Origin of the sequence: Nocardioides daedukensis, from assembly GCF_013408415.1 — a bacterium.
In the GTDB taxonomy this organism is placed as follows: Bacteria; Actinomycetota; Actinomycetes; order Propionibacteriales; family Nocardioidaceae; genus Nocardioides; species Nocardioides daedukensis.
Genome location: NZ_JACCAA010000001.1, coordinates 2379307 through 2398223, shown reverse-complemented (window position 1 = coordinate 2398223; position 18917 = coordinate 2379307). Strand labels below are relative to the sequence as shown.

At 67.8% G+C, this 18917-nt stretch carries 18 protein-coding genes and 1 other annotated feature; of the genes, 8 read left to right on the top strand and 10 right to left on the bottom strand.

Annotated elements, in window-relative coordinates; translation table 11 throughout:
- Nucleotides 1-7 precede the first annotated feature (7 nt).
- The 3 genes from BJ980_RS11880 to pknB are packed head-to-tail and all read left to right on the top strand — an operon-like array spanning nucleotide 8 to nucleotide 4678.
- A complete protein-coding gene (locus BJ980_RS11880) occupies nucleotides 8-1390 on the top strand; it encodes an FtsW/RodA/SpoVE family cell cycle protein (RefSeq protein WP_179502482.1) in 1383 nt (460 codons plus the stop codon).
- On the top strand, nucleotides 1387-2862 hold the full coding sequence (locus BJ980_RS11875) for a peptidoglycan D,D-transpeptidase FtsI family protein (protein WP_179502481.1): 1476 nt from the start codon (nucleotides 1387-1389) through the stop codon (nucleotides 2860-2862). Before BJ980_RS11880 ends, BJ980_RS11875 begins: the two co-directional genes overlap by 4 nt.
- A 28-nt stretch (nucleotides 2863-2890) precedes the next feature.
- Nucleotides 2891-4678, top strand: coding sequence for a Stk1 family PASTA domain-containing Ser/Thr kinase (pknB, locus tag BJ980_RS11870; protein WP_179502480.1), 1788 nt, complete (start codon nucleotides 2891-2893; stop codon nucleotides 4676-4678).
- A 112-nt stretch (nucleotides 4679-4790) separates the two neighbouring features.
- Here the strand turns inward: pknB and BJ980_RS11865 are convergent, their stop codons facing one another.
- Nucleotides 4791-5600, bottom strand: coding sequence for a DUF881 domain-containing protein (locus tag BJ980_RS11865; RefSeq protein ID WP_179502479.1), 810 nt, complete (start codon nucleotides 5598-5600; stop codon nucleotides 4791-4793).
- 59 nt (nucleotides 5601-5659) lie between these two features.
- Here BJ980_RS11865 and BJ980_RS19465 point away from each other — a divergent pair, with 59 nt between their 5' ends.
- Nucleotides 5660-6154 carry a cell division protein CrgA gene (locus BJ980_RS19465; RefSeq protein ID WP_343047795.1) on the top strand — a complete coding sequence of 165 codons (495 nt, stop codon included), beginning with the start codon at nucleotides 5660-5662 and terminating at the stop codon, nucleotides 6152-6154.
- A 171-nt stretch (nucleotides 6155-6325) separates the two neighbouring features.
- On the opposite strand, the gene BJ980_RS11855 is transcribed toward BJ980_RS19465, so the two are convergent.
- Nucleotides 6326-7282 (bottom strand): rhomboid family intramembrane serine protease, encoded by a 957-nt coding sequence (locus BJ980_RS11855; protein WP_179502477.1) that lies wholly within the window; start codon nucleotides 7280-7282, stop codon nucleotides 6326-6328.
- A 20-nt stretch (nucleotides 7283-7302) separates the two neighbouring features.
- Entirely contained in the window at nucleotides 7303-7818 is a 516-nt protein-coding gene (locus BJ980_RS11850; protein ID WP_179502476.1) for a peptidylprolyl isomerase, read from the bottom strand.
- Between the two features lie 159 nt (nucleotides 7819-7977).
- On the opposite strand from BJ980_RS11850, the gene BJ980_RS11845 reads away from it, so the two are divergent.
- Nucleotides 7978-8703, top strand: a complete 726-nt coding sequence (locus BJ980_RS11845; RefSeq protein ID WP_179502475.1) for a hypothetical protein — start codon at nucleotides 7978-7980, stop codon at nucleotides 8701-8703.
- A 191-nt stretch (nucleotides 8704-8894) separates the two neighbouring features.
- On the opposite strand, the gene BJ980_RS11840 is transcribed toward BJ980_RS11845, so the two are convergent.
- The 5 genes from BJ980_RS11840 to BJ980_RS11820 are packed head-to-tail and all read right to left on the bottom strand — an operon-like array spanning nucleotide 8895 to nucleotide 13090.
- A complete protein-coding gene (locus tag BJ980_RS11840) occupies nucleotides 8895-9290 on the bottom strand; it encodes a DUF3817 domain-containing protein (RefSeq protein ID WP_218855494.1) in 396 nt (131 codons plus the stop codon).
- The gene (locus BJ980_RS11835; protein WP_179502474.1) at nucleotides 9287-10066 is read right to left on the bottom strand and encodes an SURF1 family cytochrome oxidase biogenesis protein; all 780 of its coding nucleotides are present in this window, start codon (nucleotides 10064-10066) and stop codon (nucleotides 9287-9289) included. Before BJ980_RS11835 ends, BJ980_RS11840 begins: the two co-directional genes overlap by 4 nt.
- 51 nt (nucleotides 10067-10117) lie before the next feature.
- A complete protein-coding gene (locus tag BJ980_RS11830) occupies nucleotides 10118-11146 on the bottom strand; it encodes a hypothetical protein (protein ID WP_179502473.1) in 1029 nt (342 codons plus the stop codon).
- Nucleotides 11147-11178: 32 nt separating this feature from the next.
- Nucleotides 11179-11802 carry a maleylpyruvate isomerase family mycothiol-dependent enzyme gene (locus BJ980_RS11825; protein WP_179502472.1) on the bottom strand — a complete coding sequence of 208 codons (624 nt, stop codon included), beginning with the start codon at nucleotides 11800-11802 and terminating at the stop codon, nucleotides 11179-11181.
- A gap of 28 nt (nucleotides 11803-11830) precedes the next feature.
- Nucleotides 11831-13090: an MFS transporter gene (locus BJ980_RS11820; RefSeq protein WP_179502471.1), complete on the bottom strand. Its 1260-nt coding sequence runs from the start codon at nucleotides 13088-13090 to the stop codon at nucleotides 11831-11833.
- Between the two features lie 120 nt (nucleotides 13091-13210).
- On the opposite strand from BJ980_RS11820, the gene BJ980_RS11815 reads away from it, so the two are divergent.
- A complete protein-coding gene (locus tag BJ980_RS11815; RefSeq protein ID WP_179502470.1) occupies nucleotides 13211-14113 on the top strand; it encodes a hypothetical protein in 903 nt (300 codons plus the stop codon).
- 187 nt (nucleotides 14114-14300) lie between these two features.
- On the opposite strand, the gene BJ980_RS11810 is transcribed toward BJ980_RS11815, so the two are convergent.
- Nucleotides 14301-15598, bottom strand: a protein-coding gene (locus BJ980_RS11810) for an IS3 family transposase (protein WP_246279909.1) whose coding sequence is annotated in 2 segments (ribosomal slippage) — nucleotides 14301-15304 and nucleotides 15304-15598 — 1299 coding nt in all. Because the reading frame shifts where the segments join, the coding sequence is not laid out codon by codon here.
- Nucleotides 15171-15320 (bottom strand) — a sequence feature (AL1L pseudoknot). (Overlaps the previous gene by 150 nt.)
- 427 nt (nucleotides 15599-16025) lie before the next feature.
- The gene (locus BJ980_RS11805; protein WP_179502469.1) at nucleotides 16026-17192 is read right to left on the bottom strand and encodes an IS110 family RNA-guided transposase; all 1167 of its coding nucleotides are present in this window, start codon (nucleotides 17190-17192) and stop codon (nucleotides 16026-16028) included.
- A gap of 339 nt (nucleotides 17193-17531) precedes the next feature.
- Here BJ980_RS11805 and BJ980_RS11800 point away from each other — a divergent pair, with 339 nt between their 5' ends.
- Together BJ980_RS11800 and BJ980_RS11795 are read left to right on the top strand one after the other, a co-directional pair.
- Nucleotides 17532-17879 (top strand): hypothetical protein, encoded by a 348-nt coding sequence (locus tag BJ980_RS11800; protein WP_179502468.1) that lies wholly within the window; start codon nucleotides 17532-17534, stop codon nucleotides 17877-17879.
- 111 nt (nucleotides 17880-17990) lie between these two features.
- Nucleotides 17991-18908, top strand: coding sequence for an HNH endonuclease (locus BJ980_RS11795; protein ID WP_218855493.1), 918 nt, complete (start codon nucleotides 17991-17993; stop codon nucleotides 18906-18908).
- Nucleotides 18909-18917: the final 9 nt, after the last annotated feature.

Below are 18917 nucleotides of genomic sequence, written 5' to 3'. Positions count from 1 at the left end.
CATGCCGATGACGCAATCAAACAGCTTCCTCGGATTCGTGCACCGGCGCCGCCGGGGTGCGGAGCTCTTCCTGCTCGTCCTGTCCCTGCTGGTCGGCATCGGCGCCTATGCCGCAGTCGGGCTGGGCGCGGAGGGCCAGGTCCCGGCCGACATCATCGGTTATGGCGGATGGCTGGCCGTGCTGGTCGTCGCCTGCCATGTGGTGGTCAGGTTCTTCGCCCCGTACGCCGACCCGGTGCTGCTGCCGATCGTGGCGGCGCTGAACGGACTCGGACTCGCGGTGATCTATCGCCTCGACCTCGCCGACGGCACCACGTTCGCGCGCCAGCAGCTGGTCTGGATGACGATCGGCGTGGCCCTCTTCGTGGCCACGCTCGTCTTCCTGCGCGACCACCGGATCCTGCAGCGGTTCACCTACACCAGCGGCCTGAGCGCCATCGTCCTGCTGCTGCTGCCGATGTTGCCGTTCATCGGTGTCAACAAGAACGGCGCCCGGATCTGGATCAACCTGGGCCCGGTCGGCATGCAGCCCGGCGAGGTCGCCAAGGTGCTGCTGGTCATCGCCTTCGCCGGCTATCTCGTCATGCACCGCGACGCACTGGCCCTGGCCGGGCGCCGGATCCTGTTCATCGACCTGCCCCGCGGCCGCGACCTCGGGCCGATCCTGGCGATGTGGCTGGTCAGCCTGGCGATCCTGGTCTTCCAGCGCGACCTCGGCTCGTCGCTGCTGTTCTTCGGCATCTTCCTGACCATGCTCTACGTCGCCACCGAGCGTCCCGGCTGGCTGCTCGTCGGTGGGTCGCTCTTCCTGGCCGGAGCGTTCGCCGGGTGGCGGCTCTTCTCCCACGTCCAGGTGCGCGTGGAGGCCTGGCTCGATCCGTTCGACGACTTCTACGGCTCGGGCAACCAGATCGGCGAGTCGCTCTTCGGGATGTCCTGGGGCGGCATGCTCGGGCGCGGCCTGGGCCAGGGCAGCCCGTTCCGGATCCCCTTCGCCGAGTCCGACTTCATCATCGGCGCGATCGGCGAGGAGCTGGGCCTGACCGGCCTGATGGCAGTGATCATGCTCTATGCACTGATCGTCGAGCGCGGCCTGCGCACCGCCCTGGTCTGCCGCGACGCGTTCGGCAAGCTGGTCGCCTGCGGTCTTGCCTGCGTCATCGCGCTGCAGGTCTTCGTGGTCATCGGCGGCGTCACCAAGCTGATCCCGCTCACCGGCCTGACCACCCCGTTCCTGTCCTACGGCGGCTCGTCGCTGGTGGCCAACTGGGTCATCATCGGGCTGCTCCTGCGCATCTCCGACCAGGCCCGGCGCCCGGTCCCGAACCTCTCCTCTGCGACTGAGGCCGAGTCGGAGTCCGAGACCACCCAGGTGGTGAACCTGCGATGAACAAGCCGATCCGTACGCTGTCGATCTTCTGCCTGTTGCTCTTCCTGGCCCTGCTCGGCAACGTCACCTACCTGCAGTACATCCAGGCGAGTGAGCTGAACAACGCCTCCGAGCACCCCGAGAACCGTCGGGTGATCGAGGCGGCCTTCTCCCGCGAGCGCGGCGCGATCCTGGTCGGTCGTACGCCGATCGCGGAGTCGGTGCCCTCGGACGACAAGTACGAGTTCCAGCGCCGCTACACCAACCCGCGGCTGTATGCGCACCTGACCGGGTGGTTCTCGTTCTTCAACCAGGCCGGACTGGAACGCACCCAGAACGACGTGCTCTCCGGCGACGACGACCGGCTCTTCGTCTCGCGCCTGGTGGACCTGGTCAACAACTCCGGCGCCAAGGGCGGCTCGGTGAAGCTGACCATCGACCGCGAGGCGCAGGTCGCCGCCTACAAGGGCCTGCTCGACAACCCACAGCTGGGCAAGGACGTCCAGGGCGCCGTGGTTGCCCTCGAGCCCGGCTCCGGCAAGGTGCTGGCGATGGTGTCCTCGCCGACCTTCGACCCCAATGAGCTCGCCTCGCACGACCTCTCCGCGGTCGAGAAGGCGGCGAAGAAGCTGAACGAACGCAAGGATCGTCCTCTGGAGAACCGGGCGATCCGCCGCGACCTCCCGCCGGGGTCGGTCTTCAAGCTGGTCACCGCGGCCGCCGCGCTCGAGACCGGCGACTACGACGCCGACTCGATGGTGACCGGCGGGCCGACGTACAAGCTCCCCGGCACGAGCACCTCGATCGGCAACGGTGGCCGCAACTGCGGCGCGACCAAGGTCAGCCTGACCCAGGCGCTGGCGCAGTCCTGCAACACCACCTTCCTGGCCCTGGCCAACGAGCTCGGGCAGGACAAGCTGCTCAAGCAGGCCGAGGCCTTCGGGTTCAACGACACCTCGCTCGAGGACCTCCCGGGCCAGCTGCAGAGCACCTTCCCGTCCAAGGAGATGTCGGACGACTACCTGGCCAAGTCGGGCATCGGCCAGCAGGACGTGCGCGCCACCCCGCTCCAGATGGCGATGGTCGTGGCCGGCATCGTCAACAACGGCACGGTGATGAAGCCGTACGTCGTCGACGAGGTCCGCTCGCCCGACCTCGACGTGCTCGACAAGGCAGACCCCAAGGAGCTCTCCGAGGCGGTCTCCTCCGACACCGCGCGTGAGCTCCGCAAGATGATGGTCAACGTGGTCGACCGGGGCACGGCCGGCGTCGCCCGGATCCCCGGCGTCGAGGTGGGTGCCAAGACCGGCACCGCCGAAGGCTGCCAGGACTGCAACGACTACGCCTGGTTCGTCTCCTATGCAGACGTCGACGGCAAGCAGGTCGCGGTTGCGGTGATGCTCGAGAAGGTCAACCTCAGCAACGACCAGATCGCCGGCGGTGCGCTCGCCGGGCCGATCGCGAAAAGTGTCATGGAAGCAGTGATCGACTGATGACTCCCTCGCAATGGAAGAAGGACCGATGACGAACGAGGAGCCGACCGTGGTCGGTGGTCGCTACCAGCTCGACGAGTTGCTCGGACGAGGTGGGATGGCGGAGGTCCGCAAGGGCACCGACACCCGACTCGGTCGCGTGGTCGCCGTCAAGCGGCTGCGCACCGACCTCGCCAGCGACGCCACCTTCCAGGCGCGATTCCGTCGTGAGGCGCAGTCCTCGGCCTCGCTGAACCACCCGTCGATCGTCGCGGTCTATGACACCGGCGAGGAGATGGCTCCCGACGGGGTGGCGCAGCCCTACATCGTGATGGAGTACGTCGCCGGCCGCACGTTGCGCGACATCCTGCGCGAAGGGCGCAAGATCCTGCCCGAGCGCGCCCTGGAGATCACCTCGGGTGTGCTCTCCGCGCTGGACTACTCGCACCGCGCCGGCATCATCCACCGCGACATCAAGCCGGCCAACGTGATGCTCACCCCCGGCGGCGACGTGAAGGTGATGGACTTCGGCATCGCCCGCGCGGTCTCCGACGCGTCCTCGACGATGACCCAGACGGCCGCAGTCGTGGGCACCGCGCAATATCTCTCCCCCGAGCAGGCGCGCGGCGAGACCGTGGACTCGCGCTCCGACGTCTACTCCACCGGCTGCCTGCTCTATGAGCTGCTCACCGGACGGCCGCCGTTCGTCGGCGACTCCCCCGTCGCAGTGGCCTACCAGCACGTGCGCGAGCCCGCCCAGCCGCCGTCGGTGCACGACTCCGAGCTTCCGCCCGAGGTGGACGCGATCGTGATGAAGTCACTGGCCAAGCGCCTCGACGAGCGCTACCAGAGCGCCGCCGCGATGCGTTCGGACATCGAGCGCTACCTGGCCGGGCGGCCGGTTCAGGCTCCTGCCGTGGCCGCCGCCCCGATGGGTGTCGTGGGTGCCACCGGCGACCACACCCAGGTGCTCGCGCCGACCTCGACCCAGCCCGCCGTACAACCGGCCGTGGCCACCCACCGCCAGGACGACGAGGAGCCGAACCGCACCTGGCTCTGGGTGCTGATCGGCATCCTGCTGATCGCGCTGATCGGCGCAGCCGCGTGGTTCATCCCCCGGATGGGCGACGATCCGACGCCGCAGGTGGCCATCCCCCGGGTGATCGGCGAGTCCGAGGCGCAGGCGGTGAAGCAGATCGAGGCAGAGGGCCTGACCGCGACGACGACCGAGGCGGCCAGCGAGGACGTCGCCAAGGGCCGGGTGATCAAGACCAACCCAGCCCCGGATACGATGGTCGACGAGGGCTCGGAGGTGGAGGTCGTCGTCTCCACCGGCAAGCCCGACGTGGAGGTGCCCAGCGTGGTCGGCAAGTCCGAGCAGGACGCCACCGACCAGCTCGAGGCGGCCGGGTTCAAGGTCAACCGGGAGGAACGCGACACCGATGACCCCGAGGGCGAGGTGATCGACCAGAATCCCGCGGCCGGTGAGCCCGCCACGAGCGGCAGCGAGGTCACCATCTTCGTCGCCGACGGTCCGGAGACAATTCCCGGTGTCGTCGGGATGAGCGAGGACGAGGCCAAGAAGGCGATCAAGGACGCCGGGTTCGAGGTCAAGGTGGTCACCAGCACCGACACCACCCAGCCCAAGGGTGAGGTCATCGACCAGAGCCCGGGCGAGGGTGACTCGCTGAACAAGGGCGGGACCGTCACGATCGTGGTCTCGGCGTATGAGGAGCCGAGCGAGACTCCGTCGACGGAGACACCCACGCCGACCGAGCCCGAGACGACGACGGAGCCGCTGCCCGACGGCCCGCTGGACCCCGGCAACGACCCCTGAGCCGACCCGGCACTTGTTGACGCTTCATCGCGCCGACCCGGCACTTGTTGACATCTGATTGCGTCAACAACTGCCGGGTCGGCGCAATTTTGGGTGAGTCAGCGAGGGCGAGTCAGCTGGTCAGCGGCGTAGCGTAGGACAGGTCGCGCAGACCCTCATAGGCCGGTGCCGTCGCCGACTCCTCGACCTCCATGTCCCAGCCGATCTGAATCGCGGGGTTCGCCGCGTCGGCGCGATAGAGGCTGATGTCGTAGTCGTTGTCGATGTTCTGCTGCATCGCCTCGGGATTGCCGATGGCGGTGACCACGAACGGCTGCGGATAGGGGATGCCCTGCAGCTCGACCGAGTTGCCGGCGCACTTGATCCCGGTGGTGCTGATGATCCGCTGGCCCTGGATCATGATCGCCTCGGCACCGGCGAGCCACATCGCGTTAACGACGGCCTGGATGTCCTGCTGGTGCACCACGAGCCGGTTGATGTCCTCGGCGTCGCTGCGCAGCTCGGTGGGCGCGTCCGAGAGGGTCACCGTCAGCGCATGCCCGGTCACTTCCCGGAACCCGGCGGGTCCCTCGAGCTTGCGTGCCGCGGCACGGGTACGGCGTACCTGCGCGTCGTCGACCTGCGCCGAGAGCTCGTCGACCTCCTCGCTCAGCCGGCGGGCCCGCTCCTGCTTGGCCTCCACGTTGGCACTCTCGCTGCGAACCAGCGAGGCCATGTCCGTGACCCGGCCCGGACGCAGGTCGTTGCCCCCACTGTTGACCGCGCTGACCAGGAACAGCGAACCGCACGCTGCGAAGACCAGCGGCGTTCCGATGCGCCAGCGCCCACGGCTCTTGCCCCCAAGGGGGCTCCGCCCATTTGCCCCGTCAGGGCTCTCCCCATTTGCCCCGGAGGGGCGGTGGTCGCGTGGAGAGGTGGGCATGGCGACTACGCTAACCCGGGTGCGGTGACGAACGCACACGTGACTACGAGGAGATGTTGGTGTCCAAAGAGAAGCTCAAGCTCGACTTCGACGACCCGGACGAGGTCAGCGGTCCGATCTTCTCGGTCCGCTTCCTGATCTCGCTGCTGCTGATTGTCGCGGGCATCGTGTACGTCGTCCTGTGGACGCTCTACGTCCGCGATCTGCGCACGTTCGAGAACACCTTCCCGCAGCCGAAGGGCGGTGGCCCGGACACACTGATCCCGGGCATGGACAAGCTCGACGGCTGGAACTGGCTGATCGGCTTCGGCCTGCTCTTCCTCGGCCTCGCCTTCGCCGCCCACCCGAAGACCCCGCTGGGCCGTGGCCGCGGTGTCGTGGTCGGCATGCTCGGCTGCTTCCTGATCGGTCTGATCTGGATCATCCTGTTCTACATCTTCGCCGACAAGCCCGAAGGCGAGATCTGGCTGCTCGGTGACCTGGGCCAGGTCAACCTGATGGTTGGCATCGGCTTCATGGCGGTGGGATTCACCTACGCCACCCGCTGGGAATGAGCCTCGCGACTCTCCGCTGACCTGCGGAAACACACGCGTGTAAGTTCTCCACAGGAGTTATCCACAGTGTGCATAACTCGCTCTCGCGTCTGAAAACGACACAACGGCTGCCCCTCCTCGAGGGGCAGCCGTTGTCGTTCGCTGAACAGGCAGTACTCAGACCAGCAGGGCTCAGACGAGCATCGCCGTACGCGCCGCGATCAGCGCGGCCACCGCGACCATCAACACGATGAAGCTGGCCAGCTGCCAGGTCCCGCGTCGCTCGCGCGGGGAGAAGGCGAAGGCACCGGCGAGAAGTACGCCGCCGATGAAGCCGCCCAGGTGCCCCTGCCAGGAGATCCCGGGGTTCATGAAGGTGATCACCAGGTTGATGCCGAGCCAGGCCAGCAGGGTGCGGATGTCGCCGCCGACCTTCCAGCCGATCACGATCAGGGCGCCGATCAGACCGAAGACGGCACCGGAGGCACCCAGGGTGTGGGTGGAGGGGTCGGTGAGCAGGTAGACCACGCCCGAGCCGACCAGCCCGGAGCCGAGGTAGACGCCCAGGAAGCGGAGCCGGCCCAGCACCATCTCCAGCTGCGGGCCGAGGAACCACAGGGCGAGCATGTTGAAGCCGATGTGCATCGGCTCGACGTGGGCGAACATGCTGGTGACCAGCTGCCACCAGGCACCGTCGGCCACGCCGGGCAACCAAGCGGCCTCGCGACCGCTGGCGGCGATCAGGTCACAGGCTTGGCTGCTGCCGATCGCCTCGCCGTTGCCCTGGGTCCACATCCCGCCGTCCCCGCTGCACAGGCCACGGCCCATCAGCGAGAGCCGCAGCACCCAGTCGCTCTTGGCGCCACCGGTGACGGTGATCAGCAGCCAGACCGCCACGTTGAGGCCGATCAGCACCCACGAGGTGAGTGCCGGATTGGCCGAACGCGTGCCGCCGTACGCCGTCTTGTTCTGCCTGGTCTGCTTCGCTCCCTCGTGCACGCACGAGGGGCACTGGAAGCCGACCGAGGCGGGCACCATGCAGTCGGGGCAGATGGTGCGATCGCAGCGTTGGCAGCGGATGTAGGCCTCGCGCCCCGGGTGTCGGTAGCAGTGCGGGACCGGCGGCCCGGGGGGCGAGGGATCACTCATCTGGGTTCAACCGATCCGTCTCAGGAGCGGGTGATCTCGACCGAGATGATGACCATGTCCTCGACCGGTCGGTCCTGCCGACCGGTGGGGGTGGTGCCGATCGCGTCGACGACGTCGCGCGACGCCTGGTCGGCCACCTCGCCGAAGATCGTGTGCTTGTTGTTCAGGTGCGGCGTCGGGCCCAGGGTGATGAAGAACTGCGAGCCGTTGGTGCCCGGACCGGCGTTGGCCATCGCCAGCAGGTAGGGCTTGTTGAACTGCAGCTCCGGGTGGAACTCGTCCTTGAAGTCGTAGCCGGGTCCGCCGATGCCCTGGCCGAGCGGGCAACCGCCCTGGATCATGAAGCCGGAGATGACCCGGTGGAAGATCAGGCCGTCGTAGTACTTCTCGCCCGAGCGGCCGGCGTCGTCGGTGTAGTCCTTGGTTCCCTCGGCAAGGCCGACGAAGTTCTCCACCGTGAGCGGGGCGTGGTTCGGGAAGAGGTTGATCGTGATGTCACCCTTGTTGGTCTTCAGGGTGGCCTGGAGGTCAGCCATGACTGCCTTTCGTCGAGGTCAGATGTTCCCCCGATCTTCGCAGGCCGGAGCAACTTCAGGCACCTCGGCCACCGATTCGGGGTGCTCCACGGTTGGAACGCTTGGTGCTTTGGTGTTTGATCGAGACAACGAGACATCAACTTCGGGAGGAAGTCCGACATGGGCATACGCAAGAAGCACACCTTGGCCGATTCGGCGAGCGAGCTCGCCGGCAGCATCCGCCCCGCCCTCGACAACGCCCGCGACAAGGCTGTCCCGATGCTCAAGGACGCCCGCGACAAGGCCGCCCCCTATGTCGCCGAGGGCCGTGCCCTCGCCGCCGAGAAGACCCACGAGGCGATGGAGAAGGCTGCGCCGCTGATCGCCGAGGGCCGCGCGCTGGCTGCGGAGAAGGCAGTCGAGGCCCGCGAGAAGGCGGCCCCGCTCATCGCGGAGGGCCGCGAGCGCGCTGCGGAGCGTGCCGCCGAGGGCAAGATCGCCGCCCTGACCAAGGTCAACGAGCTGCGCGGCATCGAGCCGGAGCCCAAGAAGGGCGGCAAGCTGAAGAAGCTCTTCTTCCTCGGTGCGCTGCTCGGCATCGGTGGCCTGGTCTTCAAGAAGCTGAAGGGTCAGGGCGCCGGCGACAACTGGCAGTCCTCCTACGTGCCGGCCCCGGCACCCAAGCCGGCGGCTTCGACGCCCGCGGCCCCGGTGACGCCGTCCGCGCCCGTGTCCGGTGCGGCTGGCTCGGCCGACTCCGCCACCGCGGAGGCCGAGCGCGCCACGGATGACGCTGCGGCAGCCACCCCGGGTGAGGCCATCTCGGACGCGACCGACGAGCCGGTTGCCGACACCACGCCGGACAACCCGGCCGAGGTCGTCGACCTGGACGACAAGCGCGCCTGAGACGCGCCGTACGACTGTCGAGGCGGTCCTGACCTGCGGGTCGGGGCCGCTTCGTCATTTCCGCGAACCTGCAGTTTCTTGCGCGTCGAACCAGCACTTGTTGTGGCGCGAACCTGCAGTTGTTGCGCGCCGAACCGGCGATTCTTGTGCGTCGAACCTGCAGTTGTTGCGGTCGAGGAGGCGGTACGCCGTCAGGCGGCGTCGGCGGCGAGCTCGGCGTCTTCCGCCTTCACTCGCTGCGTCGCACGGTGCTCGGCCCAGAAGCTCAGCACCGGGATCGTGCCGCAGATCAGCGTGATCACCGTGTAGCCGATCTCCCAGCGCTCCTGTCGCGCGAGCAGGAACGCGGTGATCAGGAAGATCATGTAGAGCCAGCCGTGTGCCACGCCGAGATAGGTCGTGATCGCCTCACCGACCTGCTGAGGGTCCGAGCCCGCAGCCCACAGGTCAGGCGTGCTCGGGATGAAGCCCCACATGCCGCTGCCGTCGAAGTTCGCCAGCGGAACGCCGATCAGGATAAGCACGATCAACAGGACACCGACGATGGTTGCCATGATGCGATAGCGGGTCAGGGCGGGGTTCTTCACGGCTTCGAATCTACCCGCTCGGATTCGTCCTTCATCCAGCGCCACCAGATGAAGCCGGCGAAGAGGCCGAAGACCCACCACTCCACGGCATAGAGGAAGTTGCGCAGGCCGGTGGAGGCCTTCGCCTCGGGCAGTTGGTCGGGACCGACCGCCTCGAGGCCCGACGTACCGTCGTTGACCGCGTCCTCGCCCACCGGCCAGTCACCCTCGGCGGTCTCCTCGGCGACCACGACATAGCCGCCGTAGAGGTCCTGGTCGACGTGCTGGATGGCGTCGGCGAGCCGCACCTGCGGGAGTACGTCGTCCGTGGGGTCGTCGTCGGTGACCCCGCGGGTGCCCTCGGTCGGCTGGAGCAGCCCGACGAACTCCGCGCTGCCGGTGGGCGGCGCCGGGGCCTCCTCGACGGTGGGGGCCCAGCCGCGGACCACGAGGATCGCGGGGTGGCCCGGCGCGGCGGTGGCCAGTGGGGTCACCGCCCAGAAGCCGTTCTTGCCGTCGGACTCACGGTCCTTGATGTAGACGGTCCCCTCCGGCACCCACTCACCCTCGAGCAGGACCGGCGCGCCGAGGCCGGCGCCGGGGAACGCGTCGTCGGCTCCGAGTACGTCGTCGAGCGGCTTCGGCTCGACCAGCGTCAGGTCGCGGGCCTCGTGCTCACGTTGCTGCTGCCAGGCGTCGAGCTGCCAGAAGCCGAGACCGGTGGCGACGACCACGCAGACGATCCCCACCAGGTGAAATCCCCAGAACTTGGGGGCAAGGAGGCGGCGGGCGGACACGACGAAAGACTACGTCGCACCTCGGCGCGGGCTGTTGGCCGGTCGGGTGCCCTAGCCGAGGCCGGTGGGCTCGTCGAGCGGCACCAGCTCGTTGCACACGGCGAACGGCAGGTGGTCACCCAGGACGAGGCCGGCCGCGGCCACGGGGTTGCGCACCTTGAAGCCGATCCGCCCGGTCGCGGCGTCGGCAACGGGCAGCCCTTCGAAGGCGTCGTGCCAGGTCACCGGGCCGGTCTCAGGCCAGAGGTCGATCAGGTCGGCGCGCAGGTGCATGTCGGTCCGGTCGCGGGCGGTGCGTGCCGTGACGACGCCGTTGGTCACGTTGACCGCGAAGGCGCCGAAGTCGTCGAGCCCGTCCAGGTCGACCTTCGCCACCAAGGCGTCCTGGTCCTCGACGGTGGCGTCGGGACCGAGCGCGTCGTTGATCGGGATGCAGTCGGTGCGGACGTACGCCGTCGCGGTGCCGTCGTCGAGCAGTTCGGTCAGTGCAGGGTCCGAGGCCAGCACCGGCTCGCCCTCGTCGGCGACGCCCGAGACGACCAGGTGTTGTTCGGGAAGGACCACGGAGCGCTGCAGCGGTGGGACATCCGCATCGACCGCTTCGGCCACCTCATCCATGTCCTGGTCTCCGCGGAAGGCAAGGACGTGACCGGGGCCCTGGGGCCTGGTGAACCTGGCCTCCCACGCCACGTCGTCCTGGCTGAAGCCGTGGTCGAGCCACAGTCGCGAGCTCTCCTCGCGCAGCAGGCCGTCGGTGAGCACCATCGCCTCGCGGTCCACCCGCTCCCAGAAGGCACTGCGGTCGGTCATCAGCGAGTCGCTGGTCAGGTCCGGGACCCCGAAGTAGGCGCGGAGCTCGGTGTAGTCGGTGATGGTGAGGACCTCGGCATCAGCCGGAACGAGCGCCAACACCATCCGCGGGTCTTTCACCGCACCGTCGGTCGGAGGTTGCAGCTCGCTGGGGATCGCCGTGGAGGAGGGCTCGGCCTGGGGCCGCTCCGGCGCCTTGGGACCGTCGCTGCAGCCGCTCACGAACACGAGAGTGAGCAGCAGCGAGGCCGCCAGCCGGGTCCGGAGCACGCCGAGATGTTATCCGTGAGCGCCCCGGATCCTCACAATGCAGCAGTCAGCGCCGCCAGTCCGGGACCTTCGAGCTCCGCCAGTCCGGCCCGCCGACGCGCCGAGACGAGGAGCAACGCGAGCGCAGGGCCGCGCACCTCGGGACCGTCACCGGCTTGGTAGTCCGTGTCGGTTGCGACCAGTCGCACGAGCGGGAGCAGGTCCTTGGCACCCCCGAACGACGGTGAGGTGCGCAGCTGCTGCGTCAGTGCCCGCACCACCGCGTCGGTCGGGTAGTTGCGGACGATCCCGAGCGGGCGACGGATGTCCTCGCCGTGGACGATCTCCTCCACGATCCGGGTGACCAACGGCGCAGGCGGAGTCGTCGTACGCCGTGCCGCGCGGCGTAGCCCTGACAGCGTTGCGGCGGGCGTGGCGCCGCGGTGGCGACGTACGCCGATCTGGTTGAGGCGGTCGAAGTCGCCCCTGACCCGGACCATGCCCGCGATGAAACCGAGGCGCGTGGTGAGGGCGGTGTCGAGGAGGTGGGCGGCCACGTCGTGCACGGACCAGCCGGCGCACAACGACGGGTGGTCCCAGTCCGCCGCAGCAAGGGACTCCAGGTCCTCGATCAGGGCGGCCCGTTCGGCGTGCACGGTCGTCCAGACATCACTCATCAACGCTCTCCTCGCATGGTTGGTGCAGTTAGGACTGCGGCGAGGCCCTGCTTTCATCGCGCGAGGCCCAGAACAGCACCGGGATCAGGGCCAGGGCGAGCAGACCACCGGCGAGGGAGAGGAAGGCGAAGCTGGAGGCTTCCATGACGACTCCGGAGGCGATCCCGCCGCCGGCTCCGGCGAGCGCGATCAGCACGTCGATGCTGCCCTGCACGCGCGGCCGGTTGCCCGGGACGGTCGCGTCGACGACCAGCGCGGTGCCGGCGATGACACCGAAGTTCCAGCCGAGACCGAGCAGCATCAGCGCCACGATGAGGAGTCCGAGTGAGTCGCCGGGCGCGATCGCGGCGACCAGGCCGGCGGCAAGCAGGGTAATCCCCGAGGCGATCGCCATCGGCGTACGCCCGATCCTGTCCACGAGCACCCCGGTGACCAGGGAGGGGAGGTACATCGCGCCGATGTGCAGCCCGATCACCAGTCCGACCGCGGCGAGCTCGTGGTGGTGGGCGCGCATGTGCACCGGGGTCATCGTCATGATCGCGACCATCGCGATCTGCGAGAGCACCATGACCGTTGCCCCGACGTAGGCGCCGACCGCGGCAGGCGGGATCGCCACCGGCTCGCGCGGGGTCGGTTGGAGGGAGGCCTCGGCCTCGTCGAGGCGCCTGGCCAGCAGGTAGGGGTCGGGGCGCAGGAAGGCGAGCAGGACGAGACCTGCGCTGAGGTAGGCCGCCGCGGCGAGGAGGAACGGTCCGGCCAGGGCTGGCAGGCCGAGGTCGGTGGCGAGGTGCCCGAGCGGGTCGACCAGGTTGGGTCCCGCGACCGCGCCGAGGGTGGTGGAGACCATCGCGATGCTGACGGCGGTGCCGCGCTTGGCCGGGGCGGCGAGGTCGGTGCCGGCGTACCTCGCCTGCAGGTTGGTCGCGCTGCCGGCGCCATAGATGAAGAGCGCGATGAACAGCAGCGGCACCGAGTCCCACTCGGCCGCGAGGACCACCCCGATCGCGCCGAGGCCGCCGACGATGAAGCCGAGACCGAGCCCCATCCGCCGACCCCAGCTGTGCGTGGAGCGACCGACGAGGAACGCGGAGAGTGCGGAGCCGACGGTGAAGAGTGCGGTGGGCACACCGGCCAGGCCGTCCGAGCCGAGCATGTCCTTGGCGATCAGCGCGCCGACGGTGATGCCTGCGGCGAGACCCGCGCCACCGAGGACCTGGCTGGCGACGACGACCGCGAGGGTACGCCGTTGGACGCGGGCGCGGTCGTGCTCGGTGAGGTCGGTGGTCACTCGTGGAGATTACGGGACGCGGAGCGAACCGGGCTCGTCATTTCCGAGGTGTGCCACAGTTCGAAGAAGGCCCGGACGAACTCGCGGGCACCGCGGAGCAGAAGTGGCAGGGAGATTGAGATGGCCGTGCCCTATCCGAACGATCGGCAGCGATCTGGCAATGGCCAGGAGCGGGACTTCCGAATCGGCATCGCCAGCAAGGTGATCCTGGAGTCCATCGACGAGAACCTCGAGTGGGACGCGCTCCTGGAGCGAACCGCGTCTCGACTCAGGCTCAGCCTGGAGGTGGCCTCAGAGCGCACCAGGGTGCGGGACGCATTCCTGGCGGCGGAGTTGGACCTGGAGTGGACGAATCAGGTCGTCTACACCGTGGAAGGCACGTTCCGGCGTCCGCTCGCCGCCGGAGACCCCGAGGCTGTCGCTGAGGCCGATCTGCGCGAGGTGGCCGATGCGGTGCTTGGACTGGGGTGGCCCGGCTCGGGGCACAAACCGAGTCGGACGATCTATGAGTGCTTCGTCGAACTCGGCGGCCGCTATCGCCACTGCGACGTCTATTGGGCGATGCACAAGCATCTGAAGGACTTCAAGCTCCGGGTGGTGCGTGCCCACTGGATGCTGCAGGACGACCTCTCGGCGATGCTGGCCGATCCCAGCCTGACGCAACACGAACGCCACGAGATCGAGCGGGAGCTCGAGGAGGACCTGGTTCGGCGGTACGTCGCATGGTTGGGGCGCCCGGTCAAGAAGCGGCGCTTCGCGAACGGGCGGGAGGCGGACCTGTTCGACCCCTCGCGTGGGCTCCTGATCGAGGCGAAGGTCTATCACAGGGACGATGTGCTGGTGGCCCACGGCATGGGTCAGGCCATGTATTACCGCACCTTGGACCGGCTCCCCATCGACACGAGGATCGCGGTGCTCATCCCCGGTGCTCCGAGTGATGCGGTGGTGCGGCTCCTGGACATCTATGACGTGGGGCTGATTCATCCTCAGGGTGATGCGTTCGTGGAGGTCCTGCGCGGGTGATGTGAAGCGGGGCCCTCCCCTGGTGACCCGCGCGTGCGCGGTTCCAATCGCGTCATTCCGCCCAGAATGACGCGACCTCCTTGCGCGAAGCGGGAGATGCGCACCCGTGGGCGGGATCCCACTAAACGCCTGCGCGAATCCCGGGTCTGAGGCTCTTTGAATCGCCCCGGGTTTCGTAGAGGCTCGGTTAGTTGGATCCGACCTCGGTGAGGACCGGGTTCTGACGGTAGTGCTTCGCGGGCTGTGACGCCCAGTGGTTGGCCTCGAACTCGGCGGGCGGGACGAGCCCGATCTCGCCGTGAAGGCGCCTGTGGTTGAACCAGTCGACGTATTCGGCAACGGCGATCTCGACGTCGCCGACGTTCTTCCAGCCGCCCTTGGGCCTCATTACCGGGTTGCGGATGCATTCGGCCTTGAACAGCGAGTTCAGCGCCTCGGCCATCGCGTTGTCGTAGCTGTCGCCCTTGGATCCGACGGATGCGACGGCCTCGGCTTCTGCGAGCCGCTCGGTGTAGCGAATCGCTCGATATTGGACTCCTCTGTCGCTGTGGTGGATCAGGCCGGTGACGTCCTGGCCGGCGCGCTGCCGGGCCCACAGGCCCATGTCGAGGGCGTCCAACGCCAAGTCGGTCCGCAGGCTGGTGGACACCTGCCAGCCCACGATCATCCTGCTGAAGACGTCGAGGACGAACGCGACGTAGGTCCAGCCCGCGTGCGTGCGGACGTAGGTCAGGTCGGCCACCCACAGTTGGTTCGGCGCCGTGGCGACGAACTTCCGGTTGACCTTGTCTTCGGGGCGCTCGGTCTCCGCTCCGTCGCCGATGGTGGTCTTGCGGGTCTTCTCCCGCGGGATCCCGCGCAGGCCCTCGGCTCGCATCAACCGCTCCACGGTGCAGCGGGCGACCTTGACGCCCTCACGGTTGAGCTCGGCGTGGACCTTCCGGACGCCGTAGACACCCAGATTCGCCCTGTGAGCGGTCTTGATGTCGACGACCAACTCGGCATCGCGGACCGCGCGTGCGGACGGTGGCCTGGTCTTGGCGGCGTAGTAGGTGCTCGGGGCGATCTGGACGCCGGCGTCCTTCAGGACGGCGCAGATCGGCTCGACCCCGAACTCCTCGCGGTGCTGGTCGATGTAGTCGACCACCACCGCGGTGGGCACCTCTACTTGATCCTGCGGTCGAGCTCCGCAGCCGCGAAAAAAGCTGCGCTCGTCTTCAGGATCTCGTTCGCCCGACGCAGCTCGCGGACCTCGCGCTCGAGCTCGGCCAGCCTGGTCGCATCGTCGGTGGTCGTGCCGGGCCGCACACCGCCGTCGATCTCGCCCTGACGTACCCAGTTTCTCAACGCCTCGGGGTGAACCCCGAGCTGGTCAGCGACCCGCTTGATCGCCCCACGCGCCGACTCCGGGTCCTTCCTCGCGTCCATCGCCATCCGCGTGGCTCGCTGCTGGAGCTCGACGCTGTACTTCCTCGGTGCTGCCATGACTCTCATCATCCTTCCCAGGATTGAGAGCCTCCATCAGACCCGGGGCGATTCAGTACGTCAGGTTGGACACGACGGTCTCAACCTCTTCGCCGCTAAGTGCAGCCCACCCGATCCTTGCCACCGGCCCACTCTACTAGCGTCATCGAGTGACCCAACCTACGTCCCGCTCTGACGCGTCGGCGACCGCGCTAGTCCTTGCACACCAGACGCCTGTTCACGAACTCGTCAGCACCGTAACGGCCTATCTCCTGCCGAAGCCAGAGCGCTGACGCCACCGAAAGGAAGTTCAGGCGACTCGCCATGGGCCATATTCAAGACGTGCAAGCCAGGAACGCCGGCTGAAGGCGCAGGAGGGCCGGGTCTCTCGACCCGGCCCTCAGCCTTGGGGCAAAGTTCGGCGCGTCATACCGGCTCCCTTCTGTTGTCAACCGGTTCGGCGTAGCGTCTTCTCCGCGGGTCCGGGAAGTGGCTGATCCGAAGTGTCGATGTGCAGGGGAAGGTCGACCGCGCTGGATTCTTGAGACGCCCTGCAGTGCCCTCCCGGACTCGCGCCAACGTCTTCGACAGCGGATCGCTGTGCGTCCTCGAGCAGCTGGCGGTAGATCGCATCCGAGATCCTGCGCTTGAGACACCTGATCGCCTCGAGGGACTTCTTGCCCTCGGCTCGCTTGCGCCGGTAGTAGGCGCGGCCCTCGGTGTCGAGGCGGATCTGGCTGATCGCGGCGATGTGGATCATGTGGTTCATCCGCCGGTTCCCGGCTCGGGAGAGCCGGTGCCGGTTCTGCTCACCAGAAGACGCGTCCAAGGGCGCGGTGCCGGTCCAGGACGCGAACCGGTTGCGGTCGGCGAAGCGGGTCACGTCGCCGACGTCGGCCAGGGTCCGGGCAGCGACGACGGGCCCGACGCCGTGCAGATCCATCAACCGGGAGCCGCGGGCCAGCACGATCGTCTTCAGCTCGGCGGTGGCCTTCTTGATCTTGGCCTCGACCGAGATCAGCTCGGCGAGCTCTTCGGCTGCGATGCGCCGGCGGGTCTTGCCGGCGATGTCGCGGGGCCGGACAGAGGCGAGCATGGTCTTGGCCTGACCGGTGGTGATGTCGCGTTTCGCCTGTCCTGGCAGGAGTTCTGCGAGCAGAGCCTGAAGTCGGTCGACGGTCTGGACCCGCCGGCGAGTGAGTGCTTCGCGTCGGTCCGTGAGCATCCGGAGCGCCTCGAGCTCGCCGTCGAACTGCAGCACGCGCAGGGTGCTGGTGCGCACGGCGACGGCGGCGACCGCGTGGGCGTCGTGGGCGTCGGTCTTGCGATTGTGGCCGGTGTCGAAGAGCCGGACTCGGGCGGCGAGCTTGGCCGGGACGTCGACGACGCGCTCACCGTCTTCAAGGAGTCGCTGCGCGAGTGGGCGCCCGGCACCGTTGCTGCCTTCAACCGCCCAAACCCGCTGCGGCCAGGTCTTGGCGTAGCTCCGCATCGCGGCGTAGCCGGCGCGGTCGGTGGTGAACCGGCCCGAGCCGAGTCGCTGTTCATGCTGGTCGACGACCTCGATGGTGGCCGACAACTTGTGGGGATCTACCCCGATGATGACCTGCTCCATGTGCTGCTCCCGCCTGTGCTCGTTCCGATGTGGACGGCGAGGTGGGCATTGCTACTACGAGCAGGGCAGTCCCTTCTTGAGCCACGCCTCGTCACGGTGACCGGCGGGCCGCAGACCGATAGTGAGCCACACCAGAACAGCCGGTGGGCAGCCGCATGGAGAGCCGCCCGTCGATCACCTGGACCGAGTCTGGCCAGACGCCGGTCCTAAGGGAATCGTCTAGTAGCCGCATATCGGGCACGTGAAGATGTTCGAAGTGCGTGCTCTCCACCTGCGGACGGCTACGGTGTGACCATGTTCGGGAAGCGACACTCAACGCAGCCAACCGAGGACCCATCGGTGGGGCTCATCGAGGAATTGCTTGACCGTGCTTCGGGGCGTCACCCTGCGGGAGATTGGCATGGCCGTGCCCGCCATGCGCTGACCATCTGTGCCTGCGTCACACTGGACGCCTCACCGGACTGGATCATATTCGACACCGAGGATGGGATCGGCTGGCTACGCCGACGTGTGGACATGCCGGAGGGGGAGATTGTGCGTGCTGCGTTGGAAGCCGGCGGCCATGCCGACCCATCCGAGGTGGTGGCCTGGCTGCAAGGCACCGCAGCCGATCCCTGGACTGGCGGCGACGGCTACGGGGACGCCGAGGTCGTCATCGCGTTGCGACGGTGGATCGACGCTTCTTGACCTTCCTCCCTTAGCCCGAGTTCGCCTCGATCCGGACAGTCGGGCTGATTAGGCACGTGATGTCGCCGCGAAAGAAACACGGCCGCCCACGCATCCTGCAATGATCCTTGTGTGACTCCCACCGAGCGTCTCCGCGAGCTGGCGATCAGGCACGCCGCCTTTGCGTGGCTGGACAAGCAACGCGCCGCAGGCAAGGAGACGTTCACCCAAGAGGACACCAGCAACCTCACTCTGGGTGGCGAAACATTCAGGCTTATGCCGACCCAGCAAGGGATCTGGAAGCCAGGACAGCTCCGGGCTGCCCTGGCCATTCGAACCGTCTATCGTCCAGAAGGATCCAACCGTCCCTATGACGATGCAGTGGGCTTGGATGGGTTCTATCGCTACAAGATGCGGGGCGACGATCCGAACCACTATCAGAATCGGGCCCTGCACCAGGCAATGGCCGAACGCCTCCCGCTGATCTGGTGGCTGGGCGTCCAAGGCGGCGGATACAGCGCTCTCTATCCGATCTATCTGGTGGCCGAGGAACGATCCGACCTTCAATTCGTCGTGGACATCGACGCGGTCCCCCAACCTGACATCACGTGGCCATCCGTCGACCTCGAGCTGGACCCGGCGTACCGCCAGCAATTGACCAAGCTCCGATTGCACCAGCGTCCGTTCCGCGCAGCCGTCCTTCGGGCCTACAGAACCGCGTGCGCCGTCTGCTCCTTCCGCCACAGTGAGCTCCTCGACGCGGCCCACATCCATGAGGACGGCGCGGGTGGGCGCCCCGTTGTCACCAACGGCCTCACGCTCTGCAAGATGCACCACGCTGCCTATGACCGGAAGATCCTCGGAATCACGCCGAGCTATGAAGTTCGAATCAATGCCGACGTGCTCCAGGAAGTCGACGGTCCGATGCTTCGACATGGCATTCAGGAGTTCCACGGCCAGCAACTGATGGTGCTGCCAGAACGGCGTACAGAACGTCCGGATCCCTTGCTCCTCGAGGAACGGTTCCAGGCGTTCCTCAACGCCAGCTGACTCCAGGAG